The sequence below is a fragment of the Streptomyces sp. NPDC002926 genome, from assembly GCF_053591755.1.
This window is the reverse complement of sequence record NZ_JBSFUK010000007.1, coordinates 191,366-213,569: the sequence shown is the minus strand read 5'-3', so window position 1 is coordinate 213,569 and position 22,204 is coordinate 191,366. Positions and strand designations below refer to the sequence as shown.

Below are 22,204 nucleotides of genomic sequence, written 5' to 3'. Positions count from 1 at the left end.
GGGTCCCCCAGCCCCCTTCAATTCACTTCGATGTCACCCACCGTTGAACAATGCTCACACCGCCGTTACCCGGGAGGCGGAAACGTGCATAACCATGACCGGTCGGCGACGTTCCTCCTCACCCCACCCCTCAAGGACCCGCCCCTCACGGACCGCGTGCATGCGCGCCGTCTGTATCACTACGGCCGTCGCGGCGGTCGGAGCGTCGCTGGTCACCGGCTGCGGCGCGCTCTCCGGGTCCACAGGGGGGTCCCGGGAGCCCGTCACGGTGATGACCTTCGCCCCGGAGGAGACCCCCGCGACGAACATGCCCGGAATGCCCGCCATGGCGAAGGCCTACGCACGCTGGGTCAAGGCGCAGGGCGGTATCGACGGGCACGAGCTGCGCGTCATCACCTGCAACGAACAGAACACCTCCACCGGCGCCGCCCTCTGCGCCCGGCGAGCGGTCAAGGAGGGCGTGGTCGCGGTCGTCGGCTCGTACAGCCAGCACGGCGACGCCTTCATGGCTCCGCTGGAGGCCGCGGGCATCCCCTTCATCGGCGGATACGGGATCTCCGAGGAGGAGTTCACCAGCTATCTCTCCTACCCGGTCAACGGCGGCCAGGCGGCGCTCCTCGCCGGCAACGGCAAACAGCTCGCCGACGTCTGCCAACGGGTCTCGCTGGTACGGCCCAACTCACTCGCCGGCGACGAAATGCCCGTGCTCCTCAACTCCGGCCTCGCGGAAGGCAGTCGGCACGAATCCACGGACATCCTGGCGGCGGAGGACGCGACCGACTACACCGCTCAGGCCGAGCAGGCGCGCAGGAAGGCAGGCGCCCGGAGCGGCTTCGGGACGGGGAGCGACGACCGGCCCGGCTGTGTCACGGCCGCGCTCGGTGACCGCACGGAGACGTTTGTCGACTCCTTCCGGCGGCTGCCCGAGGACAACCGGAAGGTACGGATCTCCTCCGTCATGGGCAGCGTCGGCCAGCCGCTCGTCGACCGCACCGGCGGCCGCAAGGGCCCGCTGGAGGGCGCGTACATCACCGGCTGGTACCCCAACGCGGGCGATGCGCGCTGGGAGGAGATGCAGAAGATCATCCGTGCGCACGCCTTCGGAGACAACGACATCGACCCGGCCGACGCCGGTGTGCAGACCACCTGGATCGCGTACACCGTGCTGAAGACGGTCATCCAGTCGATACACGACAACAGGATCACCCCGGGGAAGATCTCGCGGGCCCTCGACGGCGGGGTGCGTGTTTCGACCGGCGGCCTCACACCGATCCTGCGCTGGGAGTTCGAGGACATGCTCGGTACGCCCGACTTCCCACGCGTGGTCAACCGGGCCGTGACCTTCCAAGTGGTGCGCGGCGGACGCCTGGTTGCCCAGAAGCCGGGCTTCGTGGACGTCAGCAAGACGCTGTCGGGCTCGGCCACCTCGGGCTGAACGGGGGGCGGTCGGCCGGCCGACCGGCCGGCTGACCGCTACAGCTGGTCGCTGCGCCGCTCCGTGAGCTCGTACTTACGGGCGATGGCGTTCCACAGTCCGGACGCTTCCCTCTTGGCCTTGGTGGCGTCACCGCTGGCGCGGGCGGCCTGGCCGGCCTGGCCGGTGTTACGGGCCTTGCCGTCCTTGCAGCCCTTCTTGCCCTCGACCTGCTTGGCCCAGGCCGCGTAGTGGTCGTCGGCCGCTGCGGACGCCTCCCATGCCTTGGTGAGCGAAGCCGCCAGTGCCGCGTTGTCCGGCAGCTTGTCGACAGTCAGGCCCTCGAGCCTGGTCACCAGACCGCGCCGCTGCACCGCGGCGCCGTGCAGGTCGGTGGATGCCTGGTCCAGGTTCTGGCACCGCTTGATGTTCTCCACCGAACGGATGACCGTGGCACGGCTGTTGTTGCTGTCGGCGAGGAGCTTGTCGAGCGCCTCGGCCTGCTGCTTGGCGGGATCGGCGGCGGCCTCGGAACTGTTCTTGGGGGCGTCGGAGGTCGCGGCGACGTTCTTGCCGGCGCCCGGGTCCTTCTTGTCGTCGTCCCCGCCGCCGAACATCAAGGCGCTGACGCCGAGTCCGAGGACGGCACAGCCGACCACGACGGCGGCGATCAGCGGTACGTGCGAGGACTTGCGCCGACCGGGCTCGGGCTCATGGCCCTGCGGCTGCTGGTACTGCGGTTGCTGGTACTGCGGTTGCTGATGCTGCTGCTGGTGTGACGGCTGCCGGCGCGTCCGCTGGCCGCCGAGCGGACCCTCGAAGCGGGGCATCTGGGCCGTGGCGTCCGCGGGCTGGGCCCCGGGCCCGTCCGTACGGAAGAGGCTGTCGAACTCGGCGGGCGGCTGCCGCTCGCCGGGCGCCCCGGGCCGTATCCCGAACGGCGCGGCGTTGGGCGCGGGCGGGACGGAGCCGGCCGGTACGGGCGCGATGAACTGCGTGGCCTCGGCGTCCGGTCCCGATACGGGTCCGGGCATGGCACCGGGCACGGTCCCGAGGAACTGGGTGGACTCGGCGGGAGTCTCCGGCGGCAGGGCTCCGGGCCCCGCGGCCGTCACCGGCGGGATGTACTGCGTCGCGTCGGAGGCACCCATGACGGGCGCCTGCGGAGGCAGAGCTTGCGGGGGCAGAGCCTGCGGCGGCAGGGCTTGCGGCGGCAGGGCTTGCGGCGGCAGAGCCCCCGCAGGCGGCCCCTGCGGGGGCAGCGCCTGCGCGCCGTACCCCGCCTTCGGACCGTACCCACTCTGCGGAGCCTCGCCGTACCCACTCTGCGGAGCCTCGCCGTACCCACTCTGCGGAGCCTCGCCGTACCCGCTCTGGGGAGCCTCGCCGTACCCGTTCTGCGGAGCCTCGCCGTAACCGGCCTGCGGGCCGTATCCGCCCTGCGCGTCGTACCCGCCCTGCGGCACGTCCCCGTACCCGCCCTGAGCGGGCTGCCCGCCCTGGCCGGGCTGCCCCGGCTGCTGCTGCGGCCCCCAGGGTTCGCCCCACGGCTGTCCGCCCGCCGGCGCCACCTGCGGGTCGGAGACACCTGGAATCCAGGGCTCACTTCCGTCGGCGGGCAGCACGACGCCTTCGTGCGCGGGCCGCGCAGCAGGAAGCTGCTGCTCGTCGCCCTGTCCGCTTTGCGTCACCGGGACTCCTACGTATGGACCTACGGAACCGTCGGTTCACGCTACCCGGTGACTCAGCCGCTCCGCACACACGCGCGGAAGCAGTAACAAGATGCGGACTCAAGTCGCTGTTAACGGGACTCCCGGCCTTATGCGGCCTGGATCTCCAGCCGCGCCCCGAACTCGCGCACCGAAGGCTCCGCCGCGTATGGCTCCAGGCGCTGCTGGAGATCGTCCAGATACTCCGCGCCCCGACTCGAACGCAATCTCCCCAGCAGCTCCACCGCACGCGTGCCCGTGTGACAGGCCTGCTCCACCTCTCGCTGCTGCACCTGCGCCGTGGCCAGCAGCACAAGACCGATCGCCCGCCGCCTGGCCCGCGACTCCGGGTGTCCGTCCAGCGCGTTCGAGGCATGGTTCGCCGCCACCTCGGCCTGCCCCAGGTCGCGGTAGCAGTGCGCCAGCTCGTCCGCGAGATACGCGTGGTCGAAATGGGCGATCCAGTCCGGATCGTCCCCCGCCGACGGTTCGGCCAGTTCCAGCGCGGCGATCGCCTTGCCGGCCACCTCGTGACAGGTGCGGGCATCCCCGAGCAGGGCATGCCCACGCGCCTCCGCGGCGTAGAACATGGCCTCGGCCCGCGGTGTGACCCTGCCCCGGGCGCCCTCCTGCGCCGCCCGCGCCAGCTGCGAGATCTCCCGCGGATTGCCGAGCTGAGCGGCCAGATGACTCATGGAAGCCGCCAGCACATAGCCGCCGTACCCCCGGTCCCCGGCCGCCTGGGCCAGTCTCAGCGCCTGGATGTAGTAGCGCTGGGCGAGCCCCGGCTGGCCGGTGTCGACGGCCATGTATCCCGCGAGCTCCGTGAGCCGCGCGACCGCCGCGAACAGCTCACGGCCGACCGATTCGCGGTACGAGCCCGAAAGGAGACCGGAGACCACGCTGTTCAGATAGTGCACGACGACCGGCCGGACATGTCCGCTGCCGAAGCGGTGGTCCAGCTCGGTCAGCGCACGCGTCATCGCCCGTACCGCTTCGACGTCCGAGACGCCGACCCGCGCTCCGGCCGTACGCGCGACCTGCGTGTCCGCGCCCGTGATCAGCCAGTCGCGGCTCGGCTCGACGAGCGCGGAGGCCGCGACCGCCGACCCGGAAAGGAAGTCACGGCGGCCGACGTCACTGCGCCAGAGCTCGCAGACCTGCTCGATCGCGCCGAGCACGGTCGGCGAGAACTGCAGACCTACGCCGGACGCGAGGTTCTTGCCGTTCGCCATGCCGATCTCGTCGATCGTGACCGTACGGCCGAGTTTTCGGCCCAGTGCCTCGGCGATGATGCCCGGCGCCCGGCCGCGCGGCTGCTGCCCGCGCAGCCACCGTGCCACCGAGGTCTTGTCGTAGCGCAGGTCCAACCCACGCTCCGTACCGACCATGTTGACGCGACGGGCGAGCCCCGCATTGGAACACCCGGCTTCCTGAATGAGCGCCTGCAACCGTTCGTTCGGCTGTCGGACGACGAGAGGCCTGGCTGCCATGACTAACCCCCTGATGCCGCGATGATCCATGAACTGATCAGTGCCCGGCTGATATACGGAGAATGCAGACTTGGTCCGAGTTGGTGGTTTTTTCCAGGAAGAGTCCTGAAAGGGCCTTCCGCAAGGCGGCCGCCTGCACGCACCCGGAAGCCACGACGTCTGCCGCCGTCGCCCTCCCGGATCGCGACCTCCCCCTCGCAATGACGCCACTGCCTGTGGCTACCCGCCCACCGCGGCGCACCCGCACGCGCGCCCCCACCCGTGCACCCATGCGCCCCGTGTGCAGGATCGATGCTCCACGCGCCACCCGTGGGACGCCCGTAACCCAAGGTGATGGCGGGAGTTGAGTGTGTCGTGGAAGAGACCATCGGAGTCATGGAAGCCGCGCAGATCCCCCAGCAGCGAGGTGAGCAGCTGCTGGACAGTGCCGTGCGGTACGCGGAAGAGAGGCACTGGGACGTGTTCCCCGGCACCTGGCTGGAGCCGGTGGAGGGCAAGGAACGCTGCTCGTGCGGCGACATCGCCTGCGCCGTGCCCGGCGCCCACCCGGTCAGGCCGGACTGGGCGAACCAGGCGACCGGCAGCGCGGTCGCCGCGCGGCGGCTGTGGTCCAGGCAGCCGAGAGCGTCGATCCTGCTGCCGACAGGACGTACCTTCGACGCTCTCGAGGTACCGGAGTCGGCCGGCTTCCTGGCGCTGGCCCGCCTGGAGCGGATGAACCTCCCGCTCGGCCCGGTGACCTGCACCCCCGACCGCCGGATGTTGTTCTTCGTACTGCCCGGCGCGGCACTCAAAGCCTCCGACCTGGTCCGCACCCTCGGCTGGATGCCGGACGCCATCGACCTCGTCGCGCGCGGCGAGGGCCACTACGTGGCGGCGCCGCCGACACGGATCGGCGGCCATGGCGCGGTGCAGTGGGCCCGCCGCCCCACCACCGCCAACCGGTGGCTGCCGGACGCGGACGAGCTGATCAGCCCGCTGGCGTACGCATGCGGGCGGGAGGCGGCCGCGCAGCGGATCCGTCGCGCATAAGACGGCCCATGGCGCAGGGGGCGGCCCCTAAGGTGGGCCCGTACATACGGGGACACCGAAAGGCGGGGCACCATGCCGGACCAGGCGATGGGAGCCACAGAGGCGGGCGGGGCGCGATCGGCGCCGCCCGCCGTTCGTGTTGAGGGCTTGTGGAAGCGGTTCGGCGAGCAGATCGCGGTGGCCGGCATCGATCTCACTCTCCCCGCGGGCAAGTTCATCGGCCTGGTCGGCCCGAACGGCGCGGGCAAGACGACGACCCTGTCGATGGTGACCGGCCTGCTGCGCCCGGACGACGGCCGGGTGGAGGTGGCGGGCCACGACGTGTGGCGCGACCCGGTCGAGGTGAAGTCCCGCATCGGTGTACTTCCCGAGGGCCTGCGCCTCTTCGAGCGGCTCTCGGGCCGCGAACTCCTCGCCTACAGCGGGCGGCTACGGGGCCTGCCGGGCGAGGAGGTCGACAAGCGCGCTGCTCAACTCCTCGACGTACTGGACCTGGCGGGCGCACAGCACAAACTGGTCGTCGACTACTCCACGGGCATGCGCAAGAAGATAGGGCTCGCGGCGGCCCTGCTCCACAACCCCGAAGTACTGTTCCTGGACGAGCCGTTCGAGGGCGTCGACCCGGTCTCGGCGCAGACGATCCGCGGCGTCCTGGAGCGGTACACCGGCTCGGGCGCGACCGTCGTCTTCTCCAGCCATGTGATGGAGCTGGTGGAGTCGCTGTGCGACTGGGTGGCGGTGATGGCGGCGGGCCGGATCCGCGCGCAGGGCCCGCTCGCGGAGGTACGGGGCGATGCGCCGTCCCTGCAGAGCGCGTTCCTGGAACTGGTGGGCGCGAACGGCCGGGACACCGGGCACTCGCTGGACTGGCTCGGCGGCGGTACCCGTTGAGCGCCGTGAACGCCTTGAACAGCGCGTACCTCACCCCGGTCTTCATCCGCCTCAAGCTGTCGCTGCTGCGCAACGGGCTGCGCCAGTCGTCCGGGCGCAGGGCCGCGTACATCGCCTCGATCGTCGTCACGCTGCTCTTCGCCGCGCTCCAGCTCATCGGCCTGATCGCACTGCGTGGAAACGATCACGCGGATTCGGTCGTGGTGCTGCTGACCGCCGTACTGGCCCTGGGCTGGGCAGTCATGCCGCTCTTCTTCCCGAGTGGTGACGAAACACTGGACCCGACCCGTCTGGTGATGCTGCCGCTGCGACCGGGCCCGCTGGTTCGGGCGCTGCTGGCGGCGTCGCTGGTGGGCATCGGCCCGCTGTTCACACTCTGCCTGGCGGTGGGTTCGGCGATCGCGCTGTCCCACGGCGCCGCGGCACTGCTCGTCTCCGTCGTCGCCGTCCCTCTGACGCTGCTGGTGTGCGTGGCGCTGGCGCGGGCGGTCGCGGCGGCCAACATCCGCCTGCTGACCTCTCGCAAGGGCCGCGACCTGGCGCTGCTCAGCGGTCTGGTGATCGCGGTCGGCATCCAGGTCGTCAACTTCGGTGCACAGCGACTCGGCCACGCCGGCGGACTCTCGGCGCTCGATCCGGTGGCGGGAATCGTACGGTGGCTGCCACCTGCGTCGGCGATCGGCGCGGTGGACTCGGCGAGCGAGGGCTCGTACGCGGTGGCCGTCGGACAGTTGGGGCTGTCGGCGGCCGCTCTGCTGCTTGTGCTGCGGTCCTGGCAGCGCAGCCTGACGAAGCTGATGACGACCCCGGACGGCTCGACGCTGGCCGCGGCCTCGGAGCCGACCCGCAAGGAGTCCACGACCGGCTTCCACCGGCTGCTGCCCGAGGGCCGTACGAGCACGGTGATGCAGCGCAGCCTGCGCTATGTGTGGCGGGACCCGAAGACGAAGGCGGCGTGGGTGACCGCGCTGGCGATCGGTCTGATCGTGCCGCTGTTCAACGCACTGCAGGGCACGGGCTCGGTCTACTTCGCATGCTTTGCGGCGGGGATGCTCGGCATCCAGATGTACAACCAGTTCGGCCAGGACACCTCGGCGTTCTGGATGGTGGCGCTGACGATCTCCTCCACCCGGGACGCGTACGTCGAACTCCGCGCCCGGGCACTGGCATTGCTGGTGATCACGCTCCCGTACACCGCCCTCGTCACCGTCCTTACCGCCGCCGTGCTGGGCGACTGGCAGGCTCTGCCGGAGGTGGTGGGCCTGTCGTTCGCGCTGCTGGGCGCGATGCTGGCGACGGGAGCAGTGGCGTCGGCCCGCTTCCCGTACTCGATCCCGCAGGACAGCGCGTACAAGAACGTGGCTCCCGGTCAGGGCGGACTCGCCTGGATCTCGATCTTCGGCGGCATGATCTCGGCAGCACTGCTGTGCGCACCCGTGATCGCGCTGACGATCTGGCTGCACGCGGCGAACGCCCAGTCGGCACTGTGGCTGCTGCTGCCGGGTGGCACGGTGTACGGGCTGCTCATCGGGTGGGCGGGAGTGCGGGTTGCGGCCCCGCAGACGGCGGGCAGGCTCCCGGAGATCCTGGCGGCGGTCAGCAAGGGGTGATCAGCAAGGGGTGCAGGGCCCCGCGGACGGCACAACTCTCCCCGGCGGAGGTCGATCCGAACGCACGGTGGAGGCGACGGTGGGGATCCGCGAGGAGACCCGCCGGCCGACCGGCCGACGGGTCCCTGTCCACTCGCGCCCTGTGGACGCTCAGTTCGCCAGCAAGGACTCCAGAACGTCCTCGTTCGGCGAGGTGAGTCCGGAGTCGGCCGCATTCGGGCACCGCGGGTCGAGCCGGAGGCTGGCCAGATCTCGGCCGGCGACGCCCCAGGCATACGCGGACGACCGTTCCCAGGCCAGCTGCGGCGGGTTGTACCAGCCGTCACCGAGGCCGCCGAGCATGGGCACGGCCTCCGCGAGCCCTGGTCCGAGCCGGTACACCGAACCGCCGAAGATCGACGCGAACACCTGACCGCGATGGACGCTGAGCTCTCCGTAGCTCGGCAACTTCCCGGTCTGCAGGACCGTGCGGGTCTCGAGGTCCATGGCGAACCAGGTACCTGCGAGCCGCTTGTAGACCCCGTACAGCACACCGTCGTACACCGCGATGTGCTGCAGGCTCGCGTACCCCTCCACCGGCGCGACCTCCCACAGCACCTTGCGGTGCCGCAGGTCGAACGCGACGATCGTGGCGCTCGGCCTGGCCGGCGGCACGCTGCCGCCGCCCCAGGTGTCTCCGGCGAGGTACGCGATCCGGAAACCCGGCCTGTCGTCCAGCGCGAGCGACATCACGCTCTGGTCCACGATCACATCCGGATAGACCCTGAGCTTGCGTCTCAGCCGGTCCGCCACTGTCAGCGCGCCCTTGAGCAGGCCGACACCCGGGGCGGTCGACACCAGCAGGAGATCATGGGCCCGTTCGTACACCATGTCCGTGGGCCGTTGCTGCTCGTTCTCGACGAAGCCCATGGACCGGACCTTGCCGCGGTCCGGATCGAACTCCAGCAACTCGGTACTCGGGTACATCGCCGCGTACACGCGGTCGCCGACCCGTTGCAGCTGCTTCGGTTCGCCCGGGATCCTGATCCGCCGGGACGTGCCTTTCGCCGGTTGGTGGGTCGTGATCGAGAAGTGCCCGCCGACGTGCACGGTCCCGTGCGACCCGTACGTCATGGACTGCACGGGATCCGGTCCGGACAGGCCGATGTCGATCAGCTCGAGTATGTCCGACCGGCCGCTTGCCAGATCCAGCCACCACAGCCGGCCGCTGCCCGCACCGCCGAGCAGTGTGCCGTCCGCCAGCGGCAGCAGGGCGCGGTGCTCGTCCCCGGCCGCCGGCGCGGCGACCGGCACGAGGGTGTCGCCGTCCCGCCGGTAGACCGTTCCGGTCGGGCGGCCGACGCAGTACAGCGTGCCGTCGGACGTCATCGTCATCGCGTCGATCAGCCGCTCCGGGCCGGGCGTCGCGATCACCCGTGCGTCGCTGCCGTCGGGCGCCATGTCGACCACGGACTTGGTGAGCGCGGCGATCACCCGGCCACCGCGCGCGAGCAGCGCGGCCGCGCCGCCGTAGGGCGTCGGAGTGAGGTTCGTCCTCGCACCGGTGGTGCGGTCGTAGGCGACGACGTAGCCGTGCGGCAGCGTCCCCGCGTAGACGAAGCGCTCGTCGGCTGCGATCGCACGCACATACTGATCGCCCGGCACCGCGACGCCGAGATTGCGCAGGACACCGGTCTGCGGCTTGTACTCCCAGACTTCGCCGCGCGGGGACGTTCCCGCGTACACCGTGCCGTCGGGCGCCGTGGTGAGACACCAGACGAAGCCGCCCGCCGGGCCCACCGTGCCGATCAGCTTCACCTCGCCGGTGGCCGGATCGAAACGGTAGATGTCCGAGGTCGGATACGTCCCGGCGTAGACCTGCCCGCCCGAGACGGTCGCAGCCCAGCCGCCCTCTCCGCGGCCGAGCCGGACGGCCCTCACGAGTTTCTTCGACGCAAGGTCGATCTCACCGAGTACGGGTGGACTTTGACCCCGAGCCACGACGTAGAGGCGATCGTCGAGCTTCGTCATTCCGACTATGGCGGCGGTGAACGACGCGACGCCGAAGGTGGAGATGGGTGGCTCCGAACAGTGGTCCTCCGTACCGGCTGTGTCCGGTCTGTCTGCTGTGTCTGGTCTACCGGCCGTGCCTGCGATGTCGGGTGCGTCGGCGTTCGCAGCGCCCGGGGAAGCCAATTGGCCCGCCACGGACGCCAGGGCGAATCCGGCTCCGGCATGCAATAACCGCCTGCGTTCCATGCATCCCTCCCTCGAGAGATTCGAACTCTCAAGGTAGGTGCGGATCAACGGCCCGTCATCGCCCTCGCCGCGTTCCGCCAGGAACCGTACCGACTTGTCCTATTAGGTCTTATTGTCATCGGAATCCACGTACGCGAGAGCTACACACCCGCGGTGTCGCTCGCCGCGGTGTTCGCAACTCCCGGCGCCCTCATGACCACCTCGAAGCAAAGCCTTCCGATTAGCGCGTGTATACATTCCCCTCCGACGGCGGACCGCGCCGTCGCCGCCAAAACCCTTGGCGGGGGACGTTTTCCAGTCGAAGCAGGCCTCGCACGGCGAGAGCCGTCCGGACGTTTGTGCAGCTCAGGCGGTAGTTTTCCGTTGCACCATCGAAGGTCATCCACATGATGGACACTCCTCCACACCCGCTCCGAGCTGCCCGAACGACCATTCGGTCGCCCCCGAACGAACGTACACGGCCGGAAACGAGCGAACAACGTGCACTCACTGTCCGCATGCGCAAGACTCCCGACCGCAATCGCCCCCCAAATGAAGGAGTTTCACACATGCGTTACATCCGAAACACAGTCGCCGCAGTCGCCACGGCATCCGCACTGCTTCTGACCGGCACCACGGCCACGGCAGTCGCGCAGGACCGGCCCGCACAGCCCGCACAGCCGGCCAAGACGAAGAGCCTGTACGCGCCCTCCGCACTCGTACTCAGCTTCGGCAGGGGCGATGACGCCGTGACCGCCACGGTCGAGCGGGCCGTCACCCTGACCTGCGCCCCGCGCCCCGGGGGCAGCCACCCCTCGCCCGCGGCCGCGTGTACGGAACTTCTCATCGTCAACGGCGAGTTCAGCGCGCTGGCCGAACAGAAGTCGCACAAGATGTGCACGCGCCAGTGGAATCCTGTCGTGCTCAGCGCCCGTGGGGTGTGGCAGGGCAAGCACGTCGACTGGTCGGTCACGTACGGCAACGAGTGCGAGATGGAAGGAAGCATGGCCAAGGGCACGGTCTTCGCCTTCTGACGGCCCGTGGCCCCGGGTCACGTACCTTCCAGGCGCGCTTCACGAGGCCGGTAACTCTCCCCCGCACCACGCGCACATGAAGTAACCGGTCGACCGGTTGCCGACCTCGCCGATCGCCCAGCCGTTGCCGCCACGGCTGGAGGCGATCCCCCGGCTCCCATGCCCGACATCGTTCCTGTCAGGGCGTCAGCACACCATCCAGAAACGGCTCGACCGCCGTCCGCCATCCCTCCGGCTGGTCGTAGTGCACCAGATGGCCCGCGTCCGCCACCTCCCCGTACTCACCCCGGGGCAGGACCCGCACCATCTCCTGGGCCTCCGCGCGGCCCAGTTCGCCGTCCAGACCGCGGACCACCAGTGTCGGGCACTGGACCTGGGCCAACTCCTCCCAGTGGGCGTCGTGGACCCACGTTTCACGGGAGGTGAGCATCTGGCGGCGGGAGAAGACCGGGCGCCAGCCGTCCGCCCGTTCCGACATCACCTCCGCGAAGAACTCGCCTCGGGCGGGGTTGTGGCGCTCCACCCAGGGGTCGTCCTCGCCGAACCACTTGCGGACGTCCGCCAGCGTCGCGAACGGGACCGGCCAGGAGCGGAACCAGTCCTCCCACTCACGCTGCGAGGCCGCACCGAGCGCGGAGGCGCGCATATCGCAGATGATCAGAGCCTGGACCAGGTCCGGGCGCTTGGCGGCGAGTTGCCACGCGGTGAGCGCGCCCATGGAGTGGCCGACCAGGGTCACCGGGGCGAGGCCCAGTTGTTCGACGGCGGTCTCGGCGTCGGCGACATACGCCTCGCGGGTGAACGGGCCATCGGCCGGCTTGTCGCTGCGGCCGTGACCTCGCTGATCGAGTGCGATCGCTCGGTGCCGCTCAGCCAGCCAGCGGGCCGTCGAGGCCCAGTGCGAGGCACGGCCCATCAATCCGTGGAGCAGTAAGACTCCGGGCGCGTGCTCCGTTTCGCCCCTTCCTTTGGGAGGGTCGGCAAACTCCCAGGCAGCCAGGCGTACGCCGTCGGCTCCGGTTACGTCGATGCGCCGCACCATGTGGCCTGGCACCCCCTTCTCTCCCCCGGTGGTCCTGCTCGGTCGAGTCCAGCCAGACTATCGAACCTCTATTCGAAAACGCGGGTCTGCCGCACAACACCCCTCATTCGAGTGACCGCCCTCAAGGATTGACGCCCGCGGCCGAGGGAAGATCTTCAGCGGGAGGCGGGCCGCTCGGGGATGACGGTCCGAGGGGATTGACCCTGGGAGCTCGGGGCTCCGGGTCAGCACAGGGGAGGACAGGCCCCGGCTCCCGTGGGAGCCGGGGCCCTCCTGTGGATTCAGGGCGGGCGGGACACAGGCGCACGGGACATACGGGGCGCGCGGGGCATACGCGTACAGGGCATGCGCGTACCGCACTTGCGGGGCTCGCTGAGCGTGCTGGGCGCGGCGTTGAGCGCGCTGGACGTACGGCGGGCGCATCACCCGGATCCCTCCCCGGCCATGGGGTCATATGCCTCCGCCACAGCGTGGCACGCGATTCGCCCGGGCGCTGCCATTCCGGACGGAAAACGGTGTCCGGCGGGTGGAAAGCGCCACGCGAAGTACCCGACGGCGTGTCCGGGGGGCGCCCGAGAGGCCCCGGGCGTCCCAGGTCAGGAACGCTGCGGGGCCGTCAGGCCGCGGTCAGTGCCCGGTTATTGCCCGGCCACTGCTTGGCCACTACTGCTTGGCCACGAACACATGGGAGGCCACATCGGCCGCCAGCTCCGCCGCCTCGCCGCTGCTGCCCACCAGCACTCCGCCCGCGGACTCCGTCACGCTGACCACCGAACCGGGCTGCACTCCCGCCCGCCGCAGCGTGTACATCAGCTGGGCGTCCGTCTGGATCGGCTCGCCGATCCGCCGTACGACCACGGTCTTGCCGTCCGCGCCCGGGTCCAGGTCCGCCAGCGAGACCATGCCGTCGTCCAGGAACGGGTCGGCCTCCGCCTTCTCGCCCAGCTCCTCGAGGCCCGGGATCGGGTTCCCGTACGGCGACTCCGTCGGGTGGCGCAGCAGCTCCAGAACGCGCCGCTCCACCGCCTCGCTCATCACATGCTCCCAGCGGCACGCCTCCGCGTGGACCTGCTCCCACTCCAGGCCGATGACATCGACGAGCAGACACTCGGCCAGCCTGTGCTTGCGCATCACGCGCGTCGCCAGCCGCCTGCCCTCGTCGGTCAGCTCCAGGTGACGGTCGCCGGCGACCGTCACCAGGCCGTCGCGCTCCATTCGCGCCACGGTCTGGCTGACCGTCGGACCGCTCTGGTCGAGCCGCTCGGCGATCCGGGCGCGCATGGGCACCACACCTTCCTCTTCGAGCTCGAGGATGGTGCGGAGATACATCTCCGTCGTGTCGATCAGTCCGGACATACGTGCCCCTCGATGCTGTGACTGGAAAAACAGTCGTGCGCTGGCCCTGACTCAATTCTGACGCATCCCACTGACAACCGTGCCGTGCCGGGGGTAAGCCGTCGGGAAGCCTCTCCCCGAGCCCGTACGACAGCTGGTACGGAAGGCTGTATTGACAGGGCAATGGTCCAGACCGCAACGTGATCCGCGGCACGGGTATTCCCGCCGCGGCGCAGCCGCGTGCAGCCGCGGTTCCCCACCTCCCCGAAAGGGCTCGGCGATGAGCGAGAGCAAGCTGGCCGGTCAGTTCTTCGACGCCGCGATCGGTCTGCTGCAGCGTGTCCGGGACGAGGAGACGGCGAACATCGCCGACTCCGGGGCCGCGATCGCGGACGCCGTCGCCGCGGGCGGCCGCCTCTTCGCCTTCGGCGCCGGGCACTCCTCGCTCGCCGCGCAGGACGTCGTCTACCGGGCCGGCGGCTTCGCCCTGATGAACCTCCTCGCCGTGCCCGGCGTCGTCGGTGTCGACGTCATGCCGGCCACACTCGGCTCGGCCCTCGAGCGTGTGAACGGGCTCGCGGGCGCCGTGCTCGACTCCAGTCCCGCCAGGGCCGGCGACGTACTCGTGATCATCTCGCTCTCGGGGCGCAACGCACTGCCCGTCGAGATGGCCATGAACGCCCGCGCGCTCGGGCTCAAGGTCATCGGCGTGACGTCGGTGGCGTACGCGGAGGGCACCACATCCCGGCACGTCTCCGGCACCTTCCTCAAGGACCACTGCGACATCGTCCTCGACTCCAAGATCGCGGTCGGCGACGCGGAGCTCACCCACGAAGGCATCGAGGCTCCCTTCGCGCCCGCGTCGACTGTCGTCACCAGCGCGCTGATGCAGGCGATGATGGCGGCGGCGGCCGAACAGCTGGTCGAGCGGGGCATCGAGCCGCCGCTGCTGCGCTCGGGGAACGTGGACGGCGGGCACGAGTGGAACGGTCGCGTGATGACGGAGTACGGGGACCGGATCTTCTTCCGCCACTAGGACGTAGCTGCCCGCACCCCGGGCACGGCCGTTTCACGCCGCCGCGGGACCGCCGCACGGCGACGGCTCACCGCCACGCGGCGGCGGCAACATGTCCAGCCGGCCGCCGCGCTCGGCGCGCCCGCGCGTCCCGTTCGTCAGCCGTCCCCCTGCCCGCCCGTCAGCCGCGCCAGATCCAGCGCCGACGCCGCCAGGACCGCCACGCTCTCCGCGTACACCGCGTCCTGGCGCTCGAACGCCGGGCGGCTCGCCCCCCGCAGAAACGTCACCACTCCCAGCGTCCGGCCCCGGCTCCGCAGCACCGTGCACAGCGCGTGGACCGCGTCCCGCGGCCACTGGCGCTCCGCCGCCCAGTCGCCCGCCACCGCGGGCGCGCTCGCCCGGACCGAGCCGATGCGGTCCGCCGCCTGGAGCGCCGGATGGCCCTGCGAGTAGCGCACCGGAATGCCCGCACCCGCCACCGCCACACACGGGCCCGGCGCACCCGAAGGCGTTGCCGCGACACGCACCAGCCGATCCCCCTCCCCCTCCAGCAGATCGATCAGCGCATGGTCGGCGAAGCCCGCGAGCGCGAAGTCCAGATACGCGGTCGCCGCCTCCATCGAGTCCTCGCACTCCGCCGCGGCCCGCCCCGCCCGGTGCAGCTGGCTCGACCGGAACCGCTGCCGGTCCGCCTCCTGCTCGGCCAGCTTCGCCTCGGTCACATCGTGGAACAGCCATCCCACCCCGAGCGGCACAGGCTCCTCCGCGAGCGGTGAGGCCAGCCGCAGGAACCCACTGCGCCAGCACCGCCGCCGCTCCCCCTCGGCCGTACTCAGCGTCACCCACAACTCCGCGAGCCCCCGCGGCGCCCCCTCAGCCAGCACATGGTGGAGCGCGCCCTCCAGCTCCTCCAGACCCTGGACGACCAGCTCCCCGAGCGGCCGCCCGAGCGATGAGGTGCGCCCGGCGCCCAGCACCCGCGCCGCATAGCCGTTGACAACGGTCGGCCGCAGATCCACATCGACCAGTACGAGCCCCCAGGACTCGTCCTCGAACAGCGCCTCGCTCAACGCGATCGCCCGCTCCAGATCGATCTGCGCGTGCACCTCGCTGAACGCGCAGTACACCCCGGCCGGCTTGCCGTCCGCGCCGAGCACCCGCGCCGACTGGGTCCGTACGAGAACACGCCCGCCGTCCTTGCGCAGCAGCGCGAATTCATGGACGGTGCGCCCCGGCACATCCATCGCGGCCATCAGCCGCCCCTGGACCTCTTCGGCATCGGCGGTCCGCACCGCCCACCCGGCAAACCCGCGCCGCCCCACCGCCTCCTCGGGCGACCAGCCGAGAATCCGCTCCGCCTCGCGGTTCCAGTGGGTGACCGTGCCGTCCGCGTCGAAGGCGCAGAGCGCGGCGTCCATCCCGTCGAGCAGCGCCGCAAGCAGTTCCGCCCCCGGCACCGGGCCGGGCTCCGGCGGACCCACGTCGTCCCGCTCCGGCTCGTCAGGCCCGAGCGCGTTGGTGGTCTCACTCCTGGAAGCACTCATCCTGGACCCCCTGCAGGACGCATCCACACATGCTTTTTGCACCTCGGATCATTCAACTGGAACGTGACGCAGCGCACACTCTGTTCCCGGAAATCGTTGCCTGCAGGAAATCGGTGGGACGGATCTACATCTACTACTTCCACTTGTTCGGGTTTTTGGGCGTGAACACACATACGAGCGGAATCGGACAGCTTCGTGCCGTCTGCGGAGGGCGCCTTGGCTAACGTCCGCTGCACACGGTGAAAGGAGGCCACTCGCTCCCTGACAGGTTCGCCAGGGTCGGCCCTTTCACGGAGGCAGACCGAGTGGCCAGCCCCAGTCATCACGATCGGCAGATCAAAGGGGGTGCCTTCGATGGCTACGTTTCCTCTCGGTGAGCAGAACCACCGGGCTGTGCTTCCTCAGCAGCCCGCTCTGGAATCCGTGGGAGCAGACACCCCTGGGAGCAGGGACGAAACGGCTCACGGACACCCCGCCACCGCGCGGGGCACCGGCAGGGAACATGGGCGAGGGGAGACCGGCGGGTGCAGCACCCGGCCCCGTCGGCGTCACGCCGCACAGGCAGAGGCCGGGGACGGTGACGTCCCCACACAGGACACGGTCTACCGGGGCGGCACAGGTGCGGGCAGGGTGTTCGTCCTGGCAAAGGACGGACAGCCGCTCATGCCGTGCCACCCCGCCCGCGCACGCGAACTCCTCACCAGGGGTCGCGCCGTGGTGGCGCGGCAGGCGCCGTTCACCATCCGCCTCAAGGACCGCATCCACTCCGATTCCCAGGTGGACGGCGTACAGCTACGCATCGATCCGGGCTCCAAAGGCACCGGCATCGCCATCACAGACACGAAGAAGGAAACCGGTCGGGACGGCACAACCGTGGCCGTACGGCGCGGGCTTACCTCTATCGAGATCCAGCACCGGGGCCATCAGATCCACAAGGCCATGGGGCAACGGGCGGGATACCGCCACAGACGCCGTTCGGCCAACCGCCGCTACCGGGCCCGCAGATCCAACAACCGGACCCACTCGCAAGGCTGGCTGCCCCCGTCGCTGCGGCATCGAGTCGACACCACGCTGTCGGTCGGCCACCGCATCTGCCAGTACGCGCCGGTCACCGAGATCCATGTCGAACTGGTCGCCTTCGACACCCACGCTATGAGCGAAGGCAGAAGCCTCACCGCAGTCGAGTACCAGAACGGCACCCTGGCGGGGATCGAGGTTCGCGAGTATCTGATCGCTAAATGGGGGCGCACATGCGCCTACTGCGGGGCCACCGGCGTACCGCTGAACATCGACCACATAAGACCCCGCAGCCGCGGCGGATCCAGCCGCATCTCGAACCTGACCCTCGCGTGCGTCAGATGCAACCAGGTCAAGGGGTCCACTCCCATCGAGGAGTTCCTGGCCCACCGGCCGAAACGCCTCACGGCGATCCTCCATCAGGCCAAAGCACCACTACCGGATGCCGCGGCCATGAACGCGACCCGCTGGCAGCTCTCCGATGCTCTCAAGACCCTCGGGAGACCCGTACACGCATGGTCAGGAGGCCGTACGAAGTGGAACCGCACCGCCATGGGGCTGGAGAAGACCCACACCCTCGACGCACTCTCCGTAGGCCCCCTCGGCCATGAGAGCGGGGATGCCATTGTCCGCGTCCCCCGCCAGGTCTGCGTCGTCAAGGCGACGGGGCGCGGCGTATACGCCCGCACCACCCCCGACCGATTTGGCTTCCCCCGGCTCCGGCGTCCGCGCCGCAAACGCCACTACGGCTTCGCCACCGGAGACCTCGTCCGTGCGACCGTGCCGACCGGTAAGTGGACAGGCACGTGGACAGGTCGGATCTCCGTACGGGCCGTGGGCCGTCACAGCCTTACGACACCGGCCGGCCGCTTCAACGTCTCCTACGTGAATCTGCGGCTCCTCCAGCGGGCCGACGGTTACGCGTACTCCGGCAAGCAAGAGGTCACCAAAAAAGGGGTTGATCCGCTGCCTGGAGGTTCCTAATGTGTCGTGCACACAAGAAGGGAGGTGGTTCGGCAGATGTATGCATTCCGGACGCGTGAGGTGACTGCGGGCTAGCGGCCCGTCGTCGCATTCTGTGCGGTGCCGGCACATCGCCGGCCGAAATCCCAAGCAGTCACCGACCCGTGGGCTCGCCGGTACGTCCGGCCGGCTCCTCCCCGGAGGAACCCGAGCCCGCGGGTTTCTGCGTTCCCGGGCAGCCCCCAGGAGGCGGGGCGCAGCCGTCGCCTCACTGCAGGCTCAGCTTCCCCGTCCGCTGCGCCCGCGCCTCCCCCCCGCCCGCAGGATCAGCGCTGCCGGACGTTCCGGGCCGGGCAGGGCCTGCGGCTGAAGCGGGCGGTGCTGGTGCTGGACCGGGAGCGCGCGGTCCGCCATGTGCAGTTCCCGGCGACCGGTATCCCGGCGGCGGTGGCATGGCCACCCGCGCTCGGGCAGGGCCGCAGCCTCGCGATCGCCTCAGGGTGCCAGTCGTTCCACCCGCCACGCCCCCGACGGGGTACGGCGGACATACCGCAGCCGGTCGTGCAGCCGGTTCTCGTGGCCCTGCCAGAACTCCACCGTCTCCGGCTCGATCCGGTAGCCGCCCCACTCCGGCGGCGCCGGGACCTGCTCGCCCTCCGGGTAGCGGGCCGCCAGCTCCTCGTACGTGCGCAGCAGTTCCTCCCGCGAGGCGATCACCGAGGACTGGGCGCTGGCCCAGGCGCCGAGCTGGGAGCCGTGCGGGCGGGTGCGGAAGTAGGCGACCGTCTCGTCGCGGCCGATGCGGGACGCCGTGCCGGTGACGATGACCTGGCGGGCCAGACCGTGCCAGGGGAAGAGCAGCGAGATGTGCGGATTGGCGGCCAGTTCGCCGCCCTTGCGGGAGGCGTAGTTGGTGTAGAAGACGAAGCCGCGCCCGTCGAACTGCTTCAGCAGCACGGTGCGCGACGACGGGCGGCCGTCGGGTGTGGCCGTGGAGACGATCATGGCGTTCGGCTCGCGCAGACCGCCGGACGTGGCGTCCCGGAACCAGCGGGCGAACTGGTCCATGGGTGTGGGCGCCAGGTCCCCCTCCAGGAGCGCGGTGGAGCGGTACTGCTCCCGCATGACGGCGGGGTCATGAGAGGGGGAATCCGGCTCCGGGTCAGCGGGATCCGAGTTCGGAGCGGCGGGATCCGAGTCCGGTGCGGCGTAGTCGGTCACGGGGCCATCCTGCCGCAGTGGGCGAGTTTGCCCGGCACGGAGTGCCCCTAACCCTCCCCGGCCAAAATGGGGCAGTGTGCCGGATGTCACGCTTCCCCGCATCAGCCGGACCCGCCAAAATCTTGGGTCGGGCCACTGTGGCCTCCATACAGCAGGGGATATCGTCCTGCCTTCCCGACGGTTGGGTGACCACCTGCCGCACGGGGCATCACCGGGGTGACGGACCCACATCTGTCGTACGTATCTTGAGGAGCCGCCTGATGTCCGACTTCGTACCTGGACTCGAGGGAGTCGTCGCGTTCGAAACGGAGATCGCCGAACCCGACAAGGAGGGCGGCTCGCTCCGCTACCGGGGCGTGGACATCGAGGATCTGGTGGGCCACGTCTCCTTCGGGAACGTGTGGGGCCTGCTTGTCGACGGCGCCTTCAACCCCGGCCTGCCGGCGGCCGAGCCCTTCCCCATCCCGGTGCACTCCGGCGACATCCGTGTCGATGTGCAGTCGGCGCTGGCGATGCTCGCCCCGGTGTGGGGTCTGAAGCCACTTCTCGACATCAATGAGGCGCAGGCACGCGACGACCTGGCACGGGCCGCGGTGATGGCGCTGTCGTACGTCGCCCAGTCTGCGCGCGGCCAGGGCCTGCCGATGGTCCCGCAGAAGGAGATCGACAAGGCGCAGTCCGTTGTCGAGCGCTTCATGATCCGCTGGCGCGGGGAGCCGGACCCGCGGCATGTCAAGGCCGTCGACGCGTACTGGACGTCGGCCGCCGAGCACGGCATGAACGCCTCCACGTTCACCGCCCGGGTCATCGCGTCCACCGGCGCGGATGTGGCTGCCGCGCTGTCGGGTGCGGTCGGCGCGATGTCGGGGCCGCTGCACGGTGGTGCGCCGTCCCGTGTGCTGGGCATGATCGAGGAGATCGAGCGCACGGGTGACGCGACCGCGTATGTGAAGCGGACCCTGGACAGGGGCGAGCGGCTGATGGGCTTCGGGCACCGGGTCTACCGGGCCGAGGACCCCCGGGCTCGCGTGCTGCGCCGTACGGCCAAGGAGCTGGACGCGCCGCGCTTCGAGGTGGCGGAGGCGCTGGAGAGGGCCGCGCTGGAGGAGCTGCACAACCGCCGTCCGGACCGCGTCCTGGCGACGAACGTGGAGTTCTGGGCGGCGATCATGCTGGACTTCGCGGAGGTCCCGGCGCATATGTTCACGTCGATGTTCACCTGTGCCCGTACGGCGGGCTGGTCGGCGCACATCCTGGAGCAGAAGCGCACGGGCCGGCTGGTGCGTCCGTCCGCGCGGTACATCGGGCCGGGGACGCGGAACCCGCGCGAGGTCGTCGGCTACGACAGCATCGCCGACTGACCTCGCCCACTGAGCTCGCGGACCGACCTCGCGGACCGACGTCGCCGACCGACCTCGCGGACCGACGTCCCGGGACAGCCGCGGTACGGCGCCGTGCCCCTGTTCGCGGGCCCGGCGCCGTTCGCATGCCGTGGTCAGGCCGGGACGAGCAGGTCCTGGTGGTGGCGGGCCGCCACCTGAGGGTGGGCCCGCAGCCAGCCCTTGAGCTCGTTGCGGCCGTACTCGGCGAAGAGCGGGTTGGCCGGGTCCGCGGTGACACCGGGCGCGTCCGCCGCGTGGGGGAAGGGCACCGGGGCGATCCGGGCGTCCAGTCGCGGGTTGTAGAAGAAGGGCACGGAGTACCGCTCGGTGGCCCCTGCCGGGCTGACCACACGGTGGTTGGTAGCCAGCAGATAGCCGTTGGTGGCGACTTCGAGAAGCTCGCCGAGGTTGACGACGAAGGCGCCGGGAATCGGCGGCACCTCGTGGAAGAGCCCGTCGCCGCGCTGCACCTGGAGGCCGCCTATCTCGTCCTGGTGGAGCAGGGTGAGGAAGCCGTAGTCCTTGTGGGCGCCGACGCCCTGCTCGCTGCCGTCGCCCGCGCTGCCCGGGTAGCGGACCAGCTTGAGGTGCAGATGGGGCCGGTCGGCGAAGATCTCGTCGTAGAAGTCCGGGGGCGCGCCGATGGCGGCGAGCAGTTCGTGCAGCAGCTTGTGCGCGACGCCGCTGAGCCGGTCGATCCAGCCGAGTGCGGCGGTGCGCAGGGCCGGGAGGGCGGCGGGCCACTGGTTGGGGCCTTCCAGCCACCAGTAGCCGGGCTCGCCGGGTCCGGGGATGTGCGCGGGGCGTTCGGCGCCGATGTCGAGCTGGTCGCGCCAGTCGCGGCTCCCGCCGGTGCGTTCGTCGCCGGTGCGGGTGTAGCCGCGGAAGTGGGGCGAGTTGAGGTGGGACACGGCGAGCCGGTCCGCCTCGGGGAGCGCGAAGAAGGCCCGCATCGCGCCGGTGAGGGCGGCGGTCTCGGCTTCGCCGACGCCGTGGCCGGTGAGCTGGAAGAAGCCGACGTCATGGGCGGCGCTGTGGAGCTGTGCGTGGAGCAGCGCGCGGGACTGGGGGCCTCGGTCGGCTGCGGAGAGGTCGATGACAGGAAGCTGCAAGTACGACATGGGGTACGTCCGCTGAGGTGTGGCCCGGCCGCCGCTCCCGGCGATGGCCGGGTACACGTACCGCCGACGGGCCGCCTGGGTGTGGCGGGGCCGGGGGGACCGGGTGAGGTGGAGAGGGGGCTGGGTCAGGCGGAGCGCCGACAGCCCATGCTCGTGACGCG

The 22,204-nt window shown here is 70.4% G+C and carries 16 protein-coding genes; 8 read left to right on the top strand and 8 right to left on the bottom strand.

The features are described from left to right. Positions 1 to 94 precede the first annotated feature (94 nt). Positions 95 to 1,435 carry an ABC transporter substrate-binding protein gene (locus ACWDZ6_RS15780; RefSeq protein ID WP_451503279.1) on the top strand — a complete coding sequence of 447 codons (1,341 nt, stop codon included), beginning with the start codon at positions 95 to 97 and terminating at the stop codon, positions 1,433 to 1,435. Positions 1,436 to 1,473: 38 nt separating this feature from the next. Here ACWDZ6_RS15780 and ACWDZ6_RS15775 read toward each other — a convergent pair whose 3' ends face one another. After that, the gene (locus tag ACWDZ6_RS15775) at positions 1,474 to 3,105 is read right to left on the bottom strand and encodes a hypothetical protein (protein ID WP_451503278.1); all 1,632 of its coding nucleotides are present in this window, start codon (positions 3,103 to 3,105) and stop codon (positions 1,474 to 1,476) included. Between the two features lie 128 nt (positions 3,106 to 3,233). After that, the gene (locus ACWDZ6_RS15770) at positions 3,234 to 4,616 is read right to left on the bottom strand and encodes a transcriptional regulator (RefSeq protein WP_326650712.1); all 1,383 of its coding nucleotides are present in this window, start codon (positions 4,614 to 4,616) and stop codon (positions 3,234 to 3,236) included. 333 nt (positions 4,617 to 4,949) lie between these two features. Here ACWDZ6_RS15770 and ACWDZ6_RS15765 point away from each other — a divergent pair, with 333 nt between their 5' ends. The 3 genes from ACWDZ6_RS15765 (at position 4,950) to ACWDZ6_RS15755 (ending at position 8,149) form a co-directional block, all read left to right on the top strand. Continuing rightward, positions 4,950 to 5,648 carry a bifunctional DNA primase/polymerase gene (locus tag ACWDZ6_RS15765; protein WP_366730907.1) on the top strand — a complete coding sequence of 233 codons (699 nt, stop codon included), beginning with the start codon at positions 4,950 to 4,952 and terminating at the stop codon, positions 5,646 to 5,648. 72 nt (positions 5,649 to 5,720) lie between these two features. Continuing rightward, positions 5,721 to 6,539, top strand: a complete 819-nt coding sequence (locus ACWDZ6_RS15760; RefSeq protein ID WP_451503277.1) for an ABC transporter ATP-binding protein — start codon at positions 5,721 to 5,723, stop codon at positions 6,537 to 6,539. Between the two features lie 5 nt (positions 6,540 to 6,544). Next, positions 6,545 to 8,149 (top strand): transporter, encoded by a 1,605-nt coding sequence (locus ACWDZ6_RS15755; RefSeq protein WP_451503276.1) that lies wholly within the window; start codon positions 6,545 to 6,547, stop codon positions 8,147 to 8,149. A gap of 150 nt (positions 8,150 to 8,299) precedes the next feature. Here the strand turns inward: ACWDZ6_RS15755 and ACWDZ6_RS15750 are convergent, their stop codons facing one another. Next, positions 8,300 to 10,159 (bottom strand): hypothetical protein, encoded by a 1,860-nt coding sequence (locus ACWDZ6_RS15750; protein WP_451503275.1) that lies wholly within the window; start codon positions 10,157 to 10,159, stop codon positions 8,300 to 8,302. Positions 10,160 to 10,935: 776 nt separating this feature from the next. On the opposite strand from ACWDZ6_RS15750, the gene ACWDZ6_RS15745 reads away from it, so the two are divergent. Beyond that, positions 10,936 to 11,400 carry a subtilase-type protease inhibitor gene (locus ACWDZ6_RS15745; protein ID WP_451503274.1) on the top strand — a complete coding sequence of 155 codons (465 nt, stop codon included), beginning with the start codon at positions 10,936 to 10,938 and terminating at the stop codon, positions 11,398 to 11,400. 178 nt (positions 11,401 to 11,578) lie between these two features. On the opposite strand, the gene ACWDZ6_RS15740 is transcribed toward ACWDZ6_RS15745, so the two are convergent. Both ACWDZ6_RS15740 and ACWDZ6_RS15735 read right to left on the bottom strand, forming a co-directional pair. Continuing rightward, a complete protein-coding gene (locus tag ACWDZ6_RS15740; RefSeq protein ID WP_451503311.1) occupies positions 11,579 to 12,442 on the bottom strand; it encodes an alpha/beta fold hydrolase in 864 nt (287 codons plus the stop codon). A gap of 663 nt (positions 12,443 to 13,105) precedes the next feature. After that, on the bottom strand, positions 13,106 to 13,798 hold the full coding sequence (locus ACWDZ6_RS15735; RefSeq protein ID WP_389181416.1) for a metal-dependent transcriptional regulator: 693 nt from the start codon (positions 13,796 to 13,798) through the stop codon (positions 13,106 to 13,108). A gap of 259 nt (positions 13,799 to 14,057) precedes the next feature. Between ACWDZ6_RS15735 and ACWDZ6_RS15730 the strand changes: the two genes are divergently transcribed. Then, the gene (locus ACWDZ6_RS15730) at positions 14,058 to 14,813 is read left to right on the top strand and encodes an SIS domain-containing protein (RefSeq protein WP_366730901.1); all 756 of its coding nucleotides are present in this window, start codon (positions 14,058 to 14,060) and stop codon (positions 14,811 to 14,813) included. A gap of 137 nt (positions 14,814 to 14,950) precedes the next feature. On the opposite strand, the gene ACWDZ6_RS15725 is transcribed toward ACWDZ6_RS15730, so the two are convergent. Then, positions 14,951 to 16,339: a PAS domain-containing protein gene (locus tag ACWDZ6_RS15725; RefSeq protein WP_451503273.1), complete on the bottom strand. Its 1,389-nt coding sequence runs from the start codon at positions 16,337 to 16,339 to the stop codon at positions 14,951 to 14,953. 630 nt (positions 16,340 to 16,969) lie between these two features. Here ACWDZ6_RS15725 and iscB point away from each other — a divergent pair. Next, positions 16,970 to 18,340 (top strand): RNA-guided endonuclease IscB, encoded by a 1,371-nt coding sequence (iscB, locus tag ACWDZ6_RS15720; protein ID WP_451503272.1) that lies wholly within the window; start codon positions 16,970 to 16,972, stop codon positions 18,338 to 18,340. A gap of 474 nt (positions 18,341 to 18,814) precedes the next feature. Here iscB and pdxH read toward each other — a convergent pair whose 3' ends face one another. Beyond that, positions 18,815 to 19,540: a pyridoxamine 5'-phosphate oxidase gene (pdxH, locus tag ACWDZ6_RS15715; RefSeq protein ID WP_389181422.1), complete on the bottom strand. Its 726-nt coding sequence runs from the start codon at positions 19,538 to 19,540 to the stop codon at positions 18,815 to 18,817. Between the two features lie 260 nt (positions 19,541 to 19,800). Here pdxH and ACWDZ6_RS15710 point away from each other — a divergent pair, with 260 nt between their 5' ends. After that, entirely contained in the window at positions 19,801 to 20,901 is a 1,101-nt protein-coding gene (locus ACWDZ6_RS15710) for a citrate synthase 2 (RefSeq protein ID WP_366730899.1), read from the top strand. Positions 20,902 to 21,035: 134 nt separating this feature from the next. On the opposite strand, the gene ACWDZ6_RS15705 is transcribed toward ACWDZ6_RS15710, so the two are convergent. Further along, positions 21,036 to 22,043, bottom strand: a complete 1,008-nt coding sequence (locus tag ACWDZ6_RS15705; RefSeq protein ID WP_451503271.1) for an isopenicillin N synthase family dioxygenase — start codon at positions 22,041 to 22,043, stop codon at positions 21,036 to 21,038. Positions 22,044 to 22,204 lie beyond the last annotated feature (161 nt).